The organism is Novosphingobium sp. KA1, from assembly GCF_017309955.1.
GTDB lineage: Bacteria > Pseudomonadota > Alphaproteobacteria > Sphingomonadales > Sphingomonadaceae > Novosphingobium.
The window spans coordinates 204,107-223,195 of record NZ_CP021248.1; the positions used below are offsets into that span (position 1 = coordinate 204,107).

The following is a 19,089-nucleotide window of genomic DNA, read 5'->3' on the forward strand; positions in this document are numbered from 1 at the left end:
GTGCAAAGCCCGCCATAGATCAGGCTGGCAAAGTCCGGTGATCGTGCCCTACGGCGTGGTGTAGATTTCCGTCACCACCGTCCATTTCGGCATCGGGATGAACCGGTGATGCGCTAGGTACAGCCGAGAGCATGGCGATGGGATTGTCGCTGACGGGAGCCATAGTTTCAAGCGTCATATAGGGGGCGTGCTGGACAGTAAGCGCTGTCCCAGCCCCACCTTGTGTTGTTGAAGCGCAGCGCTGATTTTCCACGCCGTGATATGGGCGGGAGGCGCTGGTGCTATGACGATGCCGTGTGATGATGTTGGCACAAGCGGGGTTCAGCGGTTCGAGGTTTTTACCGGACGGGGACGCCGGAGGGATTGGGCGCCCGAGACGAAGGCGTCGATCGTCGCCGAGAGCTATTCGAACGCGGAGACGGTGAGTGTGGTGGCGCGCCGGTACGGGATGAGCCCCTCGCAGCTGTTCACGTGGCGGCGCGAGTTTCGCAAGCAACTGGAAGATCGCGGCCTGACCTTGCCAGTTGCATCTCGACCGCCAACGACGTTCGTACCTGCCGTGATCGAGCCGGAGCCAGCGTGCGATCCACCTGCGGCAGTGAAGCGCTCCCGCAGGCAACGGCGATCCAAGGCCAGCGTTGTCGAGTTGGAGATCGACGGCGTCGCCGTGAAGATCGGTCGCGGCGCGGACGTAGGCACGATTACCGCAGTGATCGACGCGCTCAGGGCGCCGCGATGATCGGACCTGGCGCCGGCGCGCGGGTGATGGTGGCCACGCGGCCGGTGGATTTTCGCAAGGGCGCGGATTCGCTCGCGGCACTTGTCGGGACCGAGTACGGAGCCGATCCCTATTCGGGCGTCATCTACGTATTCCGGGCGAAGCGCGCGGACCGGATCAAGCTCGTCTGGTGGGACGGGACCGGCCTGTGCCTGATGACCAAGAAGCTCGAGACCGGCGGCTTCAAGTGGCCGGGCATCCGCGATGGCGTGATGCGTCTGACCGCCGCGCAACTCGGCGCTTTGCTCGAGGGGCTGGACTGGCGCCGTGTACATGGCGGACGCCGTCCGATCGCCCCGCAGATTGCCGGTTGACGGGGCCTTCGCGGACTGATTCACTCCACTCATGCTCATCGAGGCGGACCTTCCCGAAGACGTTGAAGCGCTCCGTGCGCTCGTCCTCGAACAGGCCCGCGAGCTTGATGCCCTCAAGGTTTTCAAGGCCGAGGCCGAGCGACTGAGGTCGATCATCGACGCCCTCCAGCGTCATCGCTTCGGCCGCCGTTCCGAACAGCTCGATCCCGATCAACTCCAGCTTGCCCTCGAAGAAGTCGAGACGGCCCTGGCCGAGGCCGTGCATGCCAGGGACAAGGCGAGCCGTGCCCCGGCCGAGCGAGTGCGCAAGACCAACCGCGGTTCGCTGCCGGCGCATCTCGAGCGGATCGAGCAGGTTGTCGATGTGGAAGAAGTCGATGGCATCCGGGCCTGCCCCTGCTGTGGCGGGGCGCTCCACCAGATCGGTGAAGACGTGGCCGAACGCCTCGACGTCGTGCCCATCACCTTGCGCGTCCTCGTCACCCGCCGCCCACGCTACGGCTGCCGCTCGTGCGAGAGTGCCATTGTGCAGGCCCCGGCACCGGCACGGATCGTCGAGGGCGGCATTCCCACCGAAGCACTGATCGCGCAGGTGCTGGTCGCCAAGTATGCCGATCATCTACCCCTGTACCGCCAGGCGCAGATCTACGCCCGGCAAGGTATCCAGCTTGATCGATCCACCCTGGCGGACTGGGTCGGGCGAGCAGCATGGTACCTGCGTCCCTTGCGCGACCACATCCTCGAGCGATTGCGGCGATCAGAACGGCTGTTTGCGGATGAGACCACCGCGCCGGTACTCGATCCGGGTCGCGGGCGGACCAAGACCGGCCAGCTATGGGCCTATGCCCGCGACGAACGCCCTTGGGGCGGCGGTGATCCGCCGATGGTCGCCTACGTCTATGCCGCCGACCGTAAGGGCGAACGGGCACAAGCGCATCTCGGCGATTTTGCGGGCATCCTGCAGGTCGACGGCTATGGCGGCTACGCCGCGCTCGCTAGGCGCCGCAATGAGATCAGCCTCGCGTTCTGCTGGGCGCACGTGCGCCGCAAATTCTACGAACTTGCCGATACATCGCCGGTGGCTACCGAAGTGCTGCGCCGTGTCGCTTTGCTCTATGCCATCGAGAACGAGGTACGCGGCAACCCCGCCGAACAACGCCGCCAGGTCCGTGACGAACGCAGTCGCATCATCGTCAACGACCTGCACAACTACCTCGATGCCCGGAACCGCCAGGTCAGCGCCAAGAGCAAGCTCGGCGAAGCGATCCGCTACGCGCTCACCCGCTGGGATGGTCTCTCACGCTTCCTCGACGATGGCCGCGTCGACCTCGACAGCAACGTCGTCGAGCGCTCGATCCGTCCGCTCGCGCTCAATCGGAAGAATGCCCTGTTCGCCGGCTCCGACGAGGGCGGCGATAACTGGGCGGTGATCGCCACGCTCATCGAGAACTGCAAGATCGCCGACGTCAATCCACACACATGGATGACCGAAACACTCACCAGGCTAGCAAATGGTCACCCAGCCAACGCCCTCGGCGAACTCATGCCCTGGACCGCCGTGGCCTGAGAACATCGCTTACGCTGGACAGCCCATTCGTCACTCTGCTCCATGAGGATGGCGCCGATCAGGCCCGTGAACACTCGCTTCGGCGCCCCCCCCAAAAAAAAGGCGCCTTCCACGTCGGCCCGGATACCCCTTCGGATGCCTTCAATCCCCGGCGCAACCGCCCGCACTCGCCAGCGGGCATTTGGCATGTCCGCCTGCTTCCTATCGGTCAGGCAATCGGGTCGGTCACGGCCGCGTTTCTGGCCGGATCGAAGTCATAAGGCGATCGGCCTCGTCGAGTTCCTCGAATCCCAGATCGCCGGTGGACGCTGCCAGCTTCAGCCGGGCCAGGATATAGTCGTAGACGGCCTGCGCGCGGTCGCGGTCGGTGGCGAAGCTCTGGCTCTGTGCGTTGAGCACGTCGTTCTGGGTGCGGATGCCGACGTCGCGCCCGGTCGCAGCGGCGCTCTGCTGCAGGTCGGCGGACCTGAGCGCGGTGTTGAGCGCGGCGACCCTGCGCGCGCCGGTCGAGGCAGCCTGCCACGCCTGCTGCGCCTGAAGGCGGGCATCGCGGCGCGCGGCGTCGAGATCGCGCAAGGCCTTGGTCGCGTTCGCCTGCGCCTCGCGTTCCTTCGACTGGATGCCACCGCCTGCATAGAGCGGGACGGTCAGGCGCACGCCTGCGGAAGCGGTCTGGATGCGGTCGGGCACGATGCCGTTGCCGCCGTCGCCGCCCATCCGGAATTGTCCCTGGTAGCCTGCGACACCCTCGATCACCGGCCGGCCCGACAGGCCGTAGCGGTCGATTTCCGCCCCGGCGGCGCGCGCGCTGTGCTCGGCGGCCCTGACGGCGGGCGCGCGGGTCTCGGCGCGTTCCTGGATGTCCTGCAGCGAACCGGTCGGCACCGGCGCGACGAAGTCGGCGGCGGGACGTTCGAGCCCCTCGGCGCCGAGGCCGGTCAGTTCGGAGAAGGCGGCGCGGGCATAGGCCAGTTCCGCTTCGGCGCCGATCCGCTGCGCTTCCGCCGCGTCGCGCTGGGCTTCCGCCTCGCGCACGTCGGTGATCCGCGCGCGTCCGGCGTCGAAGCGGGCCTGCGCGCCCTTGCGCTGCTGTTCCGCCGCCTCGACCTGCCGGGTGTAGGAGGTCAGCTTGTCCTCGCCCGAAAGCACCGAGAAGTAGGCGTCCGCCACGCGCAGGATGAGCGCCTGCTGCTCGCCTTCGAACTGGACGTCGGCGATCGCGGCCTTCTCGCGCAGCTGGGTTGACTGGGCACCCTTGGCGGCGTCGTAGATCGGCTGGACGGCCTGCACCGCCACCGAGGCGCGTCCCGAGCTGCGCTGGCCGGTGAACACCGGCGTGAGGTCTTCGGGCAGCTGGGCGTTGGTTTCGGTCATGTTGTACTGGTAGCCGGCCTGGACCTGCACGCTCGGTCGCTTGAGGGCGCGGGCCTGCACGGCGGCTTCCTGCCCTGCATCGCGCTCGGCCTCGGCGCTCTGGTGGTCGGGGTCGTGCAGGGCTGCGGCGCGCCAGGCGTCGACAAGGTCCGTCGCATGGGCGGGCGTCGAGGAAAGCATGGCGGCAGTGGCGAGGAACAGGACGCGGCTCATGCCTTCGCGCCCTCGGGGGAGGTGTCGTGCATCGGGGTCTCCGGCGTGGTGTCTCGCTTGCCCGCGCGGTCGAACACGAGTTCGTAGAGCGCCGGGAGGAACACGAGGGTAAGGATCGTGGCGACCATCAGCCCGCCCATGATCGCCCAGGCCATAGGCCCCCAGAACGTGGAGCGGGTCAGCGGGATCATCGCGAGGATGGCGGCGAGCGCGGTGAGCATGATCGGGCGCAGGCGATGGACCGCCGCCTCGCGCACGGCCTCGCGCATGGAGAGGCCGTGGCCCGACAGCGCGTCGATCTGCGCGATCAGGATCACCGAATTGCGCAGCACCATGCCGAACAGCGCCAGCGAGCCCAGCATCGCCACGAAGCCGAACGGTATGCGGAACAGCGCCATGATCAGCGCCACGCCGATCAGCGCGAGCGGTCCGGTCGCCAGCACCACGAGCATCCGCTTGACGTTCTGGAGTTGCAGCATCAGCAGGACCACGATCACCATCATCGCGGCCGGCACTGCGGCCATGGTGGCGCGCTGGTTGATGCTGCTCTGCTCCTGCGAGCCGCCGTTCACCAGCGACGCGCCAGCGGGAAGGTCCCGGCGCAGCGCCTCGACCTGGGGTTCGAGGCGCTTGGTGAGGTCGGTGGCCTGCTCGCCCTCGACGTCGGCGGCGATGGTGATCGTCGCCTGCCGGTTGCGCCGGTAAAGCAGCGCGGGCTCGCTGCTCGCGGTGACCCGGCCCAGCTGCGACAGGGCGACCGGGCCGCTCTGCGTGGCGATCGGCAGGTTGGCGATGCGGCCGAGGTCGGTGCGCTCGGCCGTGTCGAGGCGCATGACGACATCGAGGGCCAGATCGCGGTCGCGGTAGGTGGTGACGCCGGCCCCGGCGATCGCGGCCTGCAGGGTCTTCTGCACCGCCTCGGTGGAGAGGCCGAGGGCACGCACCTTGTCCTGGTCGAGATCGACGCGGACCGCCTTGAGCGGTTCGCCGAGGTCGCTGTTCACGTCGCGCGAATGGCTGTCCGCGCGGACGATCGCTTCCAGCTTCTGCGCAAAGGGCGCCAGTGCATCGAGGTCCGGCCCGGCGAGGCGGTATTGCACGGGCTGGCCCACCGAAGGCCCGTTCTCCAGCCTGCTGACGCGCCCGCGCGCCTCGGGGAACTGCGCGGCGAACAGGTCCTGCACGTGCGCGATCACCTCCTCGCGGGCTTCCTCGTCCTTCGTCTGGAGGACCAGTTCGGCGAGCGTGATGTCGGGCGTCTGGACGTTCAGCGGCAGGTAGAAGCGCGGCGATCCGCCGCCGATGTAACTCGTGACCGAAGTGACGCGCTCATCCTTGGCCAGCAGCTTTTCCATGCGCGCGGCGACGGCCTGCGTCTGGGCGAAGCTGGCGTTCTGGGAAAGCTGCAGGTCGACCACCAGCTCGGGCCGGTCGGACGCCGGGAAGAACTGGCGGGGCACACCGAACTGGAACAGGAACACGGAGCCCACGAACAGTGCGGCGGCCGCGGCGACGACGGTCTTGCGGCGATCGAGGCAGCGGTCGAGCGCGCGGCGGAACCAGCTGTAGAAGCGGCCTTCGTACTGCTCCTCGGGCTCGCCCGCGTCGTCTCGCGCATCGGCACGCTGGGGCAGCAGGTGATAGGCGAGGAACGGCGTGAAGATCACCGCGACGAACCACGACAGCACCAGCGACAGCGCGATGACCTGGAACAGCGAGATCACGTATTCGCTCGCCGTCGCCTTCGACATCGCGATCGGCAGGAAGCCCGCGACGGTAATCAGCGTGCCGACCAGCATCGGGATCGCGGTGGTGGTGTAGGCGCTGATCGCGGCGCGGGTGCGGGTCCAGCCCGCCTCCAGATGGGTGCTGACCGCCTCGACCACGATGATCGCATCGTCCACCAGCAGACCCAGTGCGATGATGAGCGCGCCCAGCGAAATGCGTTGCAGGTCGATGCCCATCCAGCTCATCCCGGCGAAGGTCATCGCCAGCACCAGCGGGATGCACAGCGCGACGACGATGCCGGGCCGCCAGCCGAGCGACAGGAAGTTGACGACAAGCACGATGACCACCGCCTCGAGCAGCGAGCGGGTGAATTCGCCGACGGATTCGTCCACGACCTTCGTCTGGTCCGACACCGTGTGGATTTCGACGCCGACCGGCAGTTCGTCCTGGTACGAGGCCACGGTCTGCTTCAGGTTCTTGCCCAGCCGCGCGACATTGCCGTCGTCGCGCAGGCTGATGCCCACGCCCACCGCATCCTCGCCGCCGAACCGCATCCTGAAGGTGGCGGGGTCCTTGGTCGTGCGCTCGACTTTGGCGATCGCATCGAGGCGCACGCTCTTGCCGTTGGCGAAGATCGGCGTCGCCGCGATCGCCTCCAGCGAGCCGTAGGCGCCCGCCACCTGCAGGCGCACGCGCTCGGCGCCCGCCTCGACCGTGCCCGAGGCCGAGACGGCGTTGGTGCCGTCGAGCGCGTCGGCGATGGCCTGCGACGAGATGCCCAGCATCGCCAGTCGCGCGCTGTCGTAGGTGACGTAGACCGCCTCGTCCTGCTCGCCGATCATGTCGGTCTTGGCGACGTCGGGCAGGGCCTGGATGCGGTCGCGCAGCGTTTCGGCGTAGCGCTTGAGCGTGGGATAGGAGAAGCCGGGGCCGGTGATCGCGTAGATGTTGCCGTAAGTCGTCCCGAACTCGTCGTTGAACGCGGGGCCGACGACATCGTCGGGCAGGTCCGCGCGGTGGTCCGTCACGGTCTTGCGCACGGTGTACCAGATATCCGGCACCGCGCTGCCCTTGACGGTGGAGATCAGCGTGACGTTGAGCGTCGCCTGTCCGGGACGGGCCTTGCTCTTGACGTAGTCGATGTCGGGGATGTTCTCGGTCAGCACCGTCTCGATCGGCTTGATGACTTGTTCGGCCATCTGGTCGGCGGTCGCGCCCGGCCAGCCGACGGTGATCATCATGGTCTTGACGGTGAACTCCGGGTCTTCCTTGCGCCCGAGCGAAAGGTACGAGAGCAGCCCCGCCACCGAGGCGACGGCGAGCAGGAAACCGACGAGTTGCTGGTGGCCGAGCGCCCAGCGCGAGAGGTTGAAGCCGGTCACGAGGCAGGCACCTCGGCTATGCGGACCTTCTCGCCGGCACGCAGCAGGTGGATGCCGGCGGTGACGATCGTCTCGCCCGGGCGCAGGCCGGAGAGGACCGTCAGCTTGTCGCCGCTCGCCTGTCCCACCTTCACTGTGCGGGGTTGGACCGTCATCGTGCGCCGGTCGACGACCCAGGCCTGCGCCTTGTCGTAGCCTTGGGCGTCGTGGCCTTGGGCGATCGCGGTGAGGGGCACGAGGATGCCGCTTGCCACACGCTCGTCCTCGATGCGCAGTTCGGCGGTTTCGCCCATCCGCAGCGTCTCGCCGGGGGCGATGATGGAGAAGCGCGCGGCGAAAGTGCGGGTCGCGGGATCGGCGGCGCCCGCGATGCTGCGCAGCTTCACCGCGTACTTGCGCGAGGGATCGCTCCACAGGGTGACGCTGAGCCGCTTCGCGCGCTGGACCGGGCCGAGCCCGCCCTCGGAAAGCGAGACGGCGACTTCGGGACGCGAGGGATCGGCGAACGTCAGCACCGCCTGTCCGGCACCCACGACCTGTCCCACCTCGCCCTCCACTTGCGTGATCACGCCGCCACGCGGCGCGGTCAGGACGGTGCGGCCGACTTGCGCGGCGGCGGTGCCGCGCTGGGCACCGGCGGCGCGTAGCTGCGCCTGTGCCTGATCGGTGGCGGCCTTCTGCTGGTCGAACTCGGCCTGCGAGATGAAGCCCTGGGCGAGCAGGTCGCGCGAGCGGGCGAGATCGGCGCGTTGCGTCGCCGCCGCCGACTGGGCCGCGCCGGTCTGCGCGGCCGCGCTGTCGAGCGCGCGGGCATAGTCGCTGCCATCGAGGCGGAACAGCACCTGTCCGGCGCGCACGCTGTCACCGGCGCTGACCGCGCGCTCGACGATCCGTCCGGCCACCTGGAAGCCCAGCTGGCTCTCGAAGGCGGAACGGATCTCACCGGCATACGTGATCGCGCTTTGGCCGGAGTTTGCGGTGAGCTGCTGGACGGAGACCGCCCGCCGTTCGTCCTTGGCCGGGGGAGCCTCGTGACATGCGGAGAGCAGAAGCGCCGCCAGCGGCACAACCAGGGCAAGACGCGCCATTGTGATCCCTTGCTTGAAACCCTGTAAAGACAGGGAAATTGCCATGTGAGGCGGGGCAAATGGCGAGGGCGGGCAACAAGGCGATGAGTGCCTTGTAACAGCTTGTAACGCCCCGGAGCCGCTACCTCCCGGCGTGCTCGAACGGCGGCGGCACCTCGCCGGGGGCGAGCAGGCGGAATGCGAAAGGATAGTCGCGGCCGTTCCAGCGCACCGTGACGCGCACGTCTTGCCCTGCTGCGGAGCGCGGCAGGGCGGCGGTCACGATCCGGCCGCCGAAGCTGGCCTCGGGGTCGACCGTGGTGGTCTGCAGGATCTGTCCGTCGATCTGCTGCATCGTGTAGTCGAGCCGCTGCTGGATCGAGCCCATGGCCATTGCGCCGCCGGAGATCGCCATCGCCGCGCCCGCCTGCCCGGCGCTGTTGTCCTCCCACACGATGGTGCGCGAGACCACGCCGCGCGGGGTCGCGACATGGCCGTGATAGGCGTAGCGCTCGCCGCTCGACGAGGCAGAGACCGCAGCCAGCGTGCCTGCGACGAGCACGGTGCCGATCCGGGCGCGGCGAGCCTTGCTTTCGGCAGCCTCGGCCAGCGCATCGCGGCTCTGCACGGCGATCGGCTGGTATCCGAGCGAGACGCTGACGTTCTCGACGCCGATATTGGCGGGAGCGTTGCCCCGGTTGTAGACCGCGATGTCGAAGACGAGGGCGCCGTTCTCGATGGGGCGCGGGGTTATCTGGACCGCGCCGTCGGGGGTCTGCAGGTCTACGGTCGGCACGCCGCGCGTGAAGCGGGCGGTCTCGTGGCCTACGCTTACCGGATAGAGGCTCGGCGGCGAGGCCGCGAGGGCGGGGTTTGCGGCCAGCGTCAGGATGGCCGCGGAAACGACATGCTTCATGAGGTGACACCATTGTGAAGAGGGGGGTGTGCGGCGCGACATGCCCTGGGGGAAGGCTGCCGCGCCGCACCGGCGCGCCCGAGGCGGGGGCGGGGGGTGGAAGGCGCGCCGAAACCGAACAGGTCTACCAGACTCGCGGAACGGTTCGCACGATCACGCCGGTGGTGCGCGATGCCAGCACGATGCTGCCGTTAGCGTAGATCCAGGCGTGTCCTGCGGGCGCCACGGCCAGTCCGTAATAGGCCGGGTTGACGACGTAATAGCGCCGCAGTTCCACCGGCAGGACGGCTCCCACGACCCAGACGCGGCCATAATAGGCGCTGGCGACGGGGTAATAGCCATAGCCGGGCGCGAAATAGTATCCGCGCCGGACACCGACATAGCCGACGAAATCGGGATGCCCGTGCCACCAGCCGGGATTGCCCGGATACCAGCGCACCGGTGGAGCGGGCCGCACCACGGTCACCGGCGGGCGGACGTATACCGGCGGCGGATGGCCATGCCCGGGCGGCGGCGGATGACCGTGCCCCGGCGGCGGGGTGTGGCCGTGCGGCGGCGGGCGATGGTCATCGGCGGTGGCGGGCGAGAGGGCCAGCATCGACACTGTCAGGACGGCGAGGCTGCCTGCCCGCAACGCCGCGTGCTTCATGGCAATGGACCAGGACGATCTTGGCATCGGGACTTCTCCGGTTGGCTACCTGGAGAAGATTGCCGTCGCTGCGCAACAAGGTGATCTGCGGATGGTAACACCGTGTAACGCCCGCCGTCTCCGGGCGCCGGTCAGGCGGCGGGCAAGTCCACCGAGGCGCTGAAGCCGCCCCCGTCGCGATTGCCGAGCGTCAGCGTCCCGCCATTCTGCTGGGCGAGCGCATCGACGATCGCAAGCCCGAGCCCGGCCCCGCCGGTGTGGCGCGCGCGCGAATGGTCGAGCCGGTGGAACGGGCGGGTCAGGTCCTTGAGGTCCGCTTCGGGCACGCCCGGTCCATCGTCGTCCACGCGGATCTCGATGCGGCCCTGGCGTTCGCGGACGGACAGGCGGGCCTGCCCGCCATACCGCACCGCATTGTCGACGAGGTTCGCGAGGATGCGCTGCATCGCCAGCGGGTCGATGCGCACGGCAAGACCGGTCGGCGGCGGCGACGTGGCGGTGACGTCCTCGCCCTGGAGCGCGCGTGCTTCCAGAACCGAGCCGATCATGGCGGCGATGTCGGTCGTCTCGTGGACCGGGCGCGGCGGGGTCGCGGAAACGCGTGCGAACGTCAGGGTATCGTCGAGCAGGGCGCTCATCTCGCCGAGGTCGGCCATCGCCAGCGCGCGCTGGCGCGGGTCGCCGATGTAGTCGGCGCGAAGCTCCAACCGGGTGAGATAGGTGCGATAATCATGCGCGACCGCCGCGAGGAAGCCGGTCCGTTCTTCCACCAAGTCGCGCAGGCGGCGGCGCATGTCGTTAAAGGCGATCGAGAGTTGCTGGATTTCGTGCGCGCCGGTCACCGGAAGGTCCGGGGCGGACAGGCTGGCCTCGTCGTTCTGGAGCGCGCGGGCCAGGCGGGAGAGCGGGCGCGTGGTCAGCCCCGCGATCAGGACGACGACAAGCACGCTCGCCGCCGAGACGCCGATCAGGATGGCGTTAAGGCTCATCACGAAGCCGGCGATCGCTGGCGGCGTGGTGCGCTCGATGATAAGGACGGTGCCGTCGTTCAAGCGCACACGCAAGCGGATCGGGCTCGCGGAGTACTGGCGGCCCCGGCCCAGGTCGGTCAGCCGCGCATCGGGCGGAAAGTCGACGTGGAACGGGCGCCCCTGCAGGGCCGCGCGATAGGCGGCATTGGCTTCCCGCAGATCGGGGTGGGTGTTGTCCCCGCGCGGCAGGCCGTCACCCAGCATGACCAGCGTGGTGTTCACGCTCAGCCCGCGCAGCACCGCTTCGCGCGCGGCAGGCGGGGTCGCTTCGACGGCGAGAGCGATGGCCCGGGCGTCTTCGGCCGGCACCAGACGGAACAGCTCGGCGTCCGGCTGGTTCTGCTTGCTGGAAATGATCGTGATCGTCAGGCCGACTACGATCAGGTGGACGAGGACGATCAGGCCCACCCGTACCCGCAGGCCGTCGACCGGACGCAGCCAGCGCATCGTCAGATCTTCAGCACGCTGGGCGCGAACAGATAGCCGTCGCCACGCACGGTGCGGATCATCACGGGTTCGCGCGGATCGTCACCCAACTTGCGGCGCAACCGGCTGAGCTGCACGTCGATCGCCCGGTCGTAGGGTGTCGCCATGCGACCGCGCGTCATGTCGAGCAGCAGGTCGCGGCTCAGCACGCGGCGGGGATGCATCACGAGCGCATGGAGCAGGTCGAACTCGCCTGTGCTGAGCGTGACGGGGCGACCGTCCGGGTCGATCAGGTCGCGCGAATCCACGGCGAGAGTCCAGCCGGCGAAGCGATAGAGCTCCGCCCCGGGGCTCTCGACCGCCTGCCCGGGCGCCTTGGTCCGGCGCAGGATCGCGCGCAAGCGCGCCAGCAGTTCGCGCGAGTTGAAAGGCTTGGGCAGGTAATCGTCGGCACCGCATTCGAGGCCGATGATGCGGTCGATGTCGTCGCCCTTGGCAGTGACCATCAGGATCGGCAACTGCGGAACCTTGACGCGCAGCGTCTGGCAGATCGAAAGCCCGCTTTCGCCCGGCAGCATCAGGTCGAGGATCAGGCAGTCGAGCGAGGGCACGTCCGCCTGGCGGAAGAAGGCGGCGGCATCGCCATAGCCTTCCACCACGAAGCCGTTGGCCCTGAGGACTTCGGCGACCAGGTCGCGAATGGCGACGTCGTCCTCGATGATGGCGATCGTTCCTTCGGATTCCATGGGGTCCTGACCTTGTGGAGTTCAGCCGAGCCGGCGTCGTAAGTCCTTCATGCTAGAGCATGATCCGGTCGGTTCAACCGGATCATGCTCTGCATCTCGGTGGCGGGTGGCACGTGGGCTTATTTGCCGTACTTGGCCATGGCGGCGCGCAGTTCCTCGGGCGTGACCTTGCCGTCCTTGTTGGCGTCGATCATCGTGAAGCCCCGCTCGCGTCGTCCGGCGGCCTTCCATTCCGCGAGGTCGAGGGCGCCGTCGGAGTTGGTGTCGACCTTCATGAAGGCGTCGCGAGCCTTGTCGGCTGCAGCGGGGTCCTGCGCATGGGCGGCGGCGAACGGCAGGCTCGCTCCCAGTATCAGCAATGTCAGTTTCAGTTTCATCGTGTCACTCCAGATGAGCCCGTAATCGAGCTGAGTATCCAATAGCCGCGCGGTTCACTGCGCATTGGGCACGAATGTTCGTCCTTGTAACAGTTTGTGCAGCCGGGCGTTGAAGGCGTGTTTCGCGATCTTTGCGAAAGATTTCGCACCAGACCGACGGAAGTTCGCTCAAGCTGTATTCAAGGAAGGCGGCCCATTGATCTGCCACCCGCTGAGTGAGGTGGTCCCGGTTTTCTGGGCAGGGTGTTATGCTACTCCCGACCTGAAGGATTGGTACGTGAATGACCACGACGAGGAAGCGCTACAGCGCGGATTTCAAGGCGAAGGTGGCGGTCGAGGCGATCCGTGGCGACCTGACGCTGGCGGAACTGGCACCAAGCATGTCGGGATGATCGACGTGCTGGTGCTGCCCGCGCTCGGTATCACTCCTTGACCCCATCCTCGAGAAGGCCACGCGAGATCGCTACCATTAAACGTTGATCCCCAGCATCGTCAATGTAGCCGGTAGCAAACCCGAGATCGCAGGATTGCAGCGTTCGCCGAGCTATCAAGGAACGAGCTGGAATCTGAACATGAGGTCACGCAAATGACCGGCAGCTTTCGGCATCATCGGCCTTTCTGGGCCCGCGAACGACTAACGTTGGTCGGTAGGCGACCTGCGTTGTAAAGATGTAGCCGGCTTGACCGGTGTCTTCTTCAGGCGTCTGCACGACGTGATAGGGGCGATTGGCGAAGTAGCGCTCACCTTCGAATGAGTCGGATCAATCCAGCAGCGACGAACTCTGCAGTCAGGCGGTTACTGGAACACCTTGCACCTTGGCGATGCCGTCGACGTCCGACGCCGGAAAGGACTCGATACGCCCGCCCACCTTCTCGCTCACATTTCGCCGCTCGGATGGGCACACACCCTGCTCACCGGCGAGTACCTTTGGCCCAAGGACGCCAGTGCTTAGGGTGTCAGTCCGCCCTCAGCCGGAACCGACCCCTTTACGAACATTGGGATTTTGTATGGTTGCCTCCAGAATCGCCCAATGTGTGTCTGCTAGCGCCCTGAGCATGCGCCATCTTGCTCTCCTGATCCTGCCTCTCGCCGTGTCTGCCTGCGGTCAAACGGCATCCAAGCCGTCCACGCCGCCCGCCCATGCGGAGCTGATCGCGAACGAAGCCGAACTCCTGAAACTCACCCTGACGCCCAAGGCGCAGCAGCGCTTGGGGATCGAGACCACGACGGTCGGCGGCGGCTCGGCCGCGCAGATGCGGCAGGTGACCGGCGAGATCGTCGTGCCGCCGACGAGCGCGGGCGGCGTGCCCACCAATTCGCTCACCAACCTGCAGCAGATCGGATCGCAGCAGGCGGTGGCCGACGGCGAAGTGGCGCGCACCGAGGCACAGGCCCGGCTCGCCCGCATTGCCCTGACCCGCGCCGAGGCACTCGTGCGTGAGGAAGCCGGAAGTGTGCGCGCCCGTGACGAGGCCGCTGCCGCCCATGCCGCCGCGCAGGCCGCGCTCGGCGCCGCGCGCCAGCAGCGCAGGCTGCTCGGCCCGGCGGTCGCGACGCTCGGCACCCAATCGACGCTCTGGGTTCGCGCATCGGTCTTCGCCAGCGACGTCGGCGCGGTGCTGCGCGGGAGCGAGGCCATGATCCGCCCGCTCGGCGGGAACGGAGAAGGCAGGAGTGCACGCCCGGTCCAGGCGCCGCCCTCCGCCGACAGCGTGGCGGGCACCGTCGATCTCTATTATGCCGTGAACAACGGCGACCGCGCGTTGCGCGTCGGTCAGCGCGTCGCGGTCGAACTGCCTCTGGCCGGGCGCACGCAGGGCCTTTCAGTCCCGTCCTCGGCCATCGTGCGTGACATCTACGGCGGCGAATGGGTCTACCAGAAGACCGGCGCCGATACTTTCGTGCGCCAGCGCGTGGAGGTCGCCTCGGAAAGCAGCGGCCAGGCGCTGCTCGCGCGCGGGCTCAAGGCCGGGGCGCTGGTCGTGACCGTCGGCACTGCGGAACTCTTCGGCACCGAGTTCGGGGCGGCGCACTGATGCTGGCCGGTCTCGTTCGCTTCGCGCTGGTCCAGCGCGTCCTCGTGCTCGCCCTTGCGGCGCTGCTGGTGGTCCTCGGCATCCGCGCCGGGCGCGATGTCCCGCTCGACGTGTTCCCCGAATTCGCCCCGCCCATGGTCGAGATCCAGACCGAGGCGCCCGGCCTTTCCACCGAGGAAGTCGAAAGCCTCGTCACCGTGCCGATCGAGACTGCGGTGAACGGGGTGCCGGACCTGATGACGCTGCGCTCCAAGTCGGTGCTCGGCCTGTCGTCAGTCCAGATCCTGTTCGATCGCGGCACCGACGTCATGCGTGCGCGGCAGATCGTCGGCGAGCGTATCGCGCAAGTGCAGGCGCGCCTGCCGCTGGCGGCCCGACAGCCGGTGCTGATGCCGCCGCTGTCCTCGACCAGCCGGGCGATGAAGATCGGGCTCATTTCCACCAGGCTCGACCAGATGAAGCTGTCCGAACTGGTGCGCTGGACGATCCGGCCCCGCCTGATGGCCGTGCCCGGCGTCGCCAACGTGGCGGTCTGGGGCCAGCGCGACCGGCAGCTGCAGGTGCTCGTCGATCCCGACCGTCTGCGCGCCTCAGGCGTGACCCTTGCCGAAGTGCGCGCCGCTGCGGGCGATGCGGTGCTGGTGGGCGGGGGCGGCTTCGTCGATACCCCGAACCAGCGCATCGCCGTGCAGCAGGCGGGCATGGTGCAGGACGCGGCCCAGCTGGGTCAGGCGATCGTCAGGCAGTCCGGCGATGCGCCGGTCCGCCTGTCCGATGTCGCTCGCGTGGTGGACGGCCATGCGCCGCCGATCGGCAACGCGATCATCGACGACGTGCCCGGCATCATGCTGATCGTCGAGAAACAGCCGACCGCCAACACGCTGGAAATGACCCGCGCGGTCGAGGCCGCCATCGCCGAACTGAAGCCGGGCCTGACCGACGTGAAGATCGACACCACGATCTTCCGCCCGGCCACCTTCATCGAACGCTCGATAGACAACCTGACCCGCGCCCTGCTGATCGGCTGCGCGCTGGTGGCGGCGGTGCTGTTCCTGTTCACGCGCGACTGGCGGCAGGCGGTCATCAGCCTGACGGCGATTCCCCTGTCGCTTCTGGGCGCCGGGCTGGTGCTGCTGTGGAGCGGGGCGACGATCAACGTCATGGTGATCGCCGGCCTCGTCATCGCGCTGGGCGAAGTGGTGGACGATGCCATCATCGACGTCGAGAACATCGCCCGCCGCCTGCGCCTCAACCGCGAGACGGCGCATCCGAAGCCGGCCTTCGAGGTGGTCCTCGCCGCCTCGCTGGAGGTGCGCTCGGCGGTGGTCTTCGCCTCGCTCATCGTCATGCTGGTGTTCCTGCCGATCTTCTTCCTCGGCGGGCTGGCGGGGACGTTCTTCCAGCCGCTGGCGATCGCCTACGTGCTGGCGATCGGGGCCTCGCTGCTGGTGGCGTTGACGGTGACCCCGGCGATGTGCCTGCTGCTCCTGCCCCGGGCGCCGCTGACCGAGGAGCGCGACACGCGCTTCGTCGGCTGGCTCAAGGGCCGCTACGCCCGCATCCTGCCGCGTGCGGTGGTGCGCCCCAAGGCGGCGATCGGCGTGGTGGCGGGCGGCCTGCTGCTCTCGGGGCTGGGCTACATGACCTTCAAGGACCAGTTCCTGCCCGACTTTCGCGAGACCGACTTCCTGATGCACTTCGTCGAGAAGCCGGGCACCTCGATCGAGGCGATGGACCGGATCACCATCCGCGCGTCGAAGGAACTGCGCTCCATCCCCGGCGTGCGCAATTTCGGCGCGCACATCGGCCGCGCCGAGCAGGCCGACGAGGTCGTCGGCCCCAACTTCACCGAACTGTGGATCAGCCTTGACGAGAAAGCCGACTACGACGGCTCGGTCGCCAGGATCAAGGAAGTGGTCGACGGCTATCCCGGCCTGTTCCGTGACGTGCTGACGTACTTGCGCGAGCGCATCAAGGAAGTGCTCACCGGCGCCGGGGCCACCGTGGTGGTGCGCATCTACGGCCCGGAGCAGGAGGAATTGCGCGCCGCCGGGCAGCGCGTGCGCGATGCGGTTTCCGGCATTCCCGGCGTCGCGGACCTCAAGCTGGAGAGCCAGGTGCTGGTCGCCCAGCTACGCATCCGTCCGCGTCCCGAGGATCTGGGGCGGTTCGGTCTGACCGCAGGCGAGGTGCGCCGTCAGGCGCAGACGCTGGTGGCGCAGCAGAAGGTCGGCGAGATATACCGCGACCAGCGCGCCTTCGACGTCGCGCTATGGGGCGAGCCCGAGGTGCGCGGCAATATCCACGCGCTGCGCGACCTGATGATCCAGTCGCCTGCCGGTGCGCCCGTGCGCCTCGCCGACATCGCCGACATCGAAGTGGTGCCCGCGCCCAACGAAGTGAAGCGGGAGAACGGCCAGCGGCGCCTTGACGTGACGCTCAATGTTTCGGGCGCGGACCTCGGCACGGTGGCGCGCGGGGTCGAGGCGGCGGTCGCCAAAGTGCCTTTCGTCAGCGGCTATCACCCCGAAGTGCTGGGCGAATATGCCGCGCTGAAGGAATCGCGCCAGCGGCTCTGGACCACGGGGGCGCTGTGCCTGATCGGCGTGCTGCTGCTGGTGTGGATCGAGTTCCGCTCGCGCCGGATCACTGCGCTGGTGGGCGTCAGCCTGCCGTTCGCACTCGTCGGCGGGGTCGTCGCGGTGGCGCTGACGGGCGGGGTGCTCTCGCTCGGCTCGCTGGTCGGCTTCGTCACCGTGATCGGCATCGCCGCGCGCAACGGGATCATGCTGCTGTCGCACTATCGCCATCTGGAGCGCGAGGAGGGGATGGCGTTCGGCCGCGACCTCGTCCTGCGCGGGGCGGAAGAGCGGCTGGTGCCGATCCTGATGACGGCGGCCTGCGCGGGGCTGGCGCTGGTGCCGCTGATCGTCGCGGGCAATGCGCCGGGGCACGAGATCGAGCACCCGATGGCGATCGTCATCCTCGGCGGCCTGATCTCCTCTACCGTGCTCAACCTGTTCCTGATGCCCGCGCTATATGCGCGCTACGGGGAGGAGAAGCGCACGCCGCCCGCGCAGGTTCAGGAGGTGCCGGCATGACGCGCCGCATTTCGCTCGCCGCGCCGCTGCTGGCGCTTGCCTTGTCCGCCTGCATGGGCGCGGGGATGCCGCCGAAGACCGTGATTCCGCAAGCTGCGGGCGGTGCTTTCGCGGAGGTTCCGGTCGCCTCGATCGCGCCGGTGCCGGAAGACTGGTGGCGCCTCTACGACGATCCGCAGCTCGACGCGCTGGTCATGGCCAGCCTTGCCGCCAACGCCGACTTGCGCGTCGCCTACGCCAACCTCGACGGTGCCCGCGCGGCCTTGCGACAGGCCCGGGCCGCGCGCCTGCCGACGACCACGGTGGAAAGCGCGCTGACGCTGGACAACCCCAGCAATCAGCCGAGCGCCGCCTCGGTCTCCGCCAGCGACTGGGACATCGCCGCCACCGCGAGCTGGGATATCGACCTGTTCGGCCGCCTGCGCTCGGGTGCTCTTGCCGCGCGCGCCGATGCCGAGGCGCAGGCCGCTGCGCTCGACGGCGTCCAGGTGGCGGTGGTTGCCGATACCGTGCAGGCCTATGTCGAATTCTGTGCCGCGACCCGCGCGACGGCCGAGGCCAAGTCGGTCGCCGCCGCGCAAGAGCGCTCGGTGGCGCTGGTGAAGGAGCAACTGGCCGCAGGCGAAGTCTCGCCGCTCGAAGTCTCGCAAGTCGCGGCCCTGTCGGCATCGACGCGCGCGGCTATCGCGCCTTTCGAGGCGCAGCGGATGAACGCACTCTACCGCATCGCCACGTTGCAGGGGCGCCCTCCTGCAGAAGCGCGCGGGTTCGCGCTGGCCTGCGAGGCGGCGCCGCGTCTGAAAGGGGCGCTGCCCGTCGGCGACGGCACCGCGCTGCTGCTGCGCCGCCCCGACGTGCGCGAGGCGGAGCGCAAGCTGGCCACCGCCAGTGCCCGCGTCGGCGTGGCCCGGGCGGACTTCTACCCCCGGGTCAATCTCGGCGGCGCGCTCGGCCTGCTGGCGGGCGGGTTCGATGCGGTCGCTTCGCCGCTGATCAGCTGGGCATTCCCCAACATGGCCCCGGCGCGCGCGAAGATGGCGCAGGCCCGCGCGTCCGAACAGGCAGCGCTGGCCGGTTGGGACGTCGCCATGCTCAGGGCTCTGCGCGAGGTCGAGACCGGGCTCGCCAGCTATGAGGCGGAGATGCGCCGCAACCGCGACCTTGCCGAAGCGCAGAGCCAGGCGCAGGATTATGCGCGGCGCACCGCCGCGCGCGTGCGCTACGGCGATGCTGCGGGATTGCTGCAGGTCGATGCGGAGCGCACCCTCGCCACCGCCCGGCTCGCCCGGGTGCAGAGCGACATGGCGCTGGCGCAGGCCGAGGTCACGCTGTTCCGCGCGCTCGGAGGTGGCTGGCGCGGCGGGGCACAGGCGCGCTAGGCTG

14 protein-coding genes and 1 pseudogene are annotated in these 19,089 nt (G+C 68.5%); 7 read left to right on the forward strand and 8 right to left on the reverse strand.

From position 1 onward, the window contains the following. Positions 1 to 283: 283 nt before the first annotated feature. The 3 genes from CA833_RS18610 to CA833_RS18620 are packed head-to-tail and all read left to right on the forward strand — an operon-like array spanning position 284 to position 2,659. Positions 284 to 739, forward strand: coding sequence for a transposase (locus tag CA833_RS18610; protein ID WP_207080766.1), 456 nt, complete (start codon positions 284 to 286; stop codon positions 737 to 739). Next, complete coding sequence (gene tnpB, locus CA833_RS18615; RefSeq protein WP_207080767.1) at positions 736 to 1,092, forward strand: IS66 family insertion sequence element accessory protein TnpB; 357 nt, start codon at positions 736 to 738, stop codon at positions 1,090 to 1,092. Before CA833_RS18610 ends, tnpB begins: the two co-directional genes overlap by 4 nt. Before the next feature lie 31 nt (positions 1,093 to 1,123). After that, positions 1,124 to 2,659, forward strand: coding sequence for an IS66 family transposase (locus CA833_RS18620; RefSeq protein ID WP_207080768.1), 1,536 nt, complete (start codon positions 1,124 to 1,126; stop codon positions 2,657 to 2,659). Between the two features lie 225 nt (positions 2,660 to 2,884). Here CA833_RS18620 and CA833_RS18625 read toward each other — a convergent pair whose 3' ends face one another. The 8 genes from CA833_RS18625 to CA833_RS18660 all read right to left on the reverse strand — a co-directional run bounded on the left by CA833_RS18625 (position 2,885) and on the right by CA833_RS18660 (position 12,568). Next, a complete protein-coding gene (locus tag CA833_RS18625) occupies positions 2,885 to 4,246 on the reverse strand; it encodes a TolC family outer membrane protein (RefSeq protein WP_133085126.1) in 1,362 nt (453 codons plus the stop codon). After that, the gene (locus CA833_RS18630) at positions 4,243 to 7,356 is read right to left on the reverse strand and encodes an efflux RND transporter permease subunit (protein WP_133085127.1); all 3,114 of its coding nucleotides are present in this window, start codon (positions 7,354 to 7,356) and stop codon (positions 4,243 to 4,245) included. The genes CA833_RS18625 and CA833_RS18630 overlap by 4 nt, the downstream gene beginning before the upstream one ends. Continuing rightward, complete coding sequence (locus tag CA833_RS18635; protein ID WP_159832413.1) at positions 7,353 to 8,444, reverse strand: efflux RND transporter periplasmic adaptor subunit; 1,092 nt, start codon at positions 8,442 to 8,444, stop codon at positions 7,353 to 7,355. Before CA833_RS18635 ends, CA833_RS18630 begins: the two co-directional genes overlap by 4 nt. A gap of 121 nt (positions 8,445 to 8,565) precedes the next feature. Beyond that, positions 8,566 to 9,339, reverse strand: a complete 774-nt coding sequence (locus tag CA833_RS18640; RefSeq protein WP_133085129.1) for a hypothetical protein — start codon at positions 9,337 to 9,339, stop codon at positions 8,566 to 8,568. A 124-nt stretch (positions 9,340 to 9,463) separates the two neighbouring features. Next, a complete protein-coding gene (locus CA833_RS18645) occupies positions 9,464 to 10,015 on the reverse strand; it encodes an RcnB family protein (RefSeq protein ID WP_133085130.1) in 552 nt (183 codons plus the stop codon). A 104-nt stretch (positions 10,016 to 10,119) separates the two neighbouring features. After that, the gene (locus CA833_RS18650; protein ID WP_133085131.1) at positions 10,120 to 11,466 is read right to left on the reverse strand and encodes an ATP-binding protein; all 1,347 of its coding nucleotides are present in this window, start codon (positions 11,464 to 11,466) and stop codon (positions 10,120 to 10,122) included. Positions 11,467 to 11,468: 2 nt separating this feature from the next. After that, the gene (locus CA833_RS18655) at positions 11,469 to 12,191 is read right to left on the reverse strand and encodes a response regulator (RefSeq protein ID WP_133085132.1); all 723 of its coding nucleotides are present in this window, start codon (positions 12,189 to 12,191) and stop codon (positions 11,469 to 11,471) included. A 119-nt stretch (positions 12,192 to 12,310) separates the two neighbouring features. Continuing rightward, on the reverse strand, positions 12,311 to 12,568 hold the full coding sequence (locus CA833_RS18660) for an EF-hand domain-containing protein (RefSeq protein WP_133085133.1): 258 nt from the start codon (positions 12,566 to 12,568) through the stop codon (positions 12,311 to 12,313). A 797-nt stretch (positions 12,569 to 13,365) separates the two neighbouring features. On the opposite strand from CA833_RS18660, the pseudogene CA833_RS18670 reads away from it, so the two are divergent. From CA833_RS18670 to CA833_RS18685, 4 genes and pseudogenes are all read left to right on the forward strand, one after another. Continuing rightward, positions 13,366 to 13,521 (forward strand): annotated as a pseudogene (locus CA833_RS18670) (Tn3 family transposase); the annotation flags it as partial. A gap of 103 nt (positions 13,522 to 13,624) precedes the next feature. Then, positions 13,625 to 14,605 carry an efflux RND transporter periplasmic adaptor subunit gene (locus tag CA833_RS18675; RefSeq protein WP_207080769.1) on the forward strand — a complete coding sequence of 327 codons (981 nt, stop codon included), beginning with the start codon at positions 13,625 to 13,627 and terminating at the stop codon, positions 14,603 to 14,605. Beyond that, positions 14,605 to 17,706, forward strand: coding sequence for an efflux RND transporter permease subunit (locus tag CA833_RS18680; protein WP_207080770.1), 3,102 nt, complete (start codon positions 14,605 to 14,607; stop codon positions 17,704 to 17,706). The genes CA833_RS18675 and CA833_RS18680 overlap by 1 nt, the downstream gene beginning before the upstream one ends. After that, positions 17,703 to 19,085: an efflux transporter outer membrane subunit gene (locus tag CA833_RS18685; RefSeq protein ID WP_207080771.1), complete on the forward strand. Its 1,383-nt coding sequence runs from the start codon at positions 17,703 to 17,705 to the stop codon at positions 19,083 to 19,085. Before CA833_RS18680 ends, CA833_RS18685 begins: the two co-directional genes overlap by 4 nt. The last annotated feature ends 4 nt before the right edge of the window (positions 19,086 to 19,089 follow it).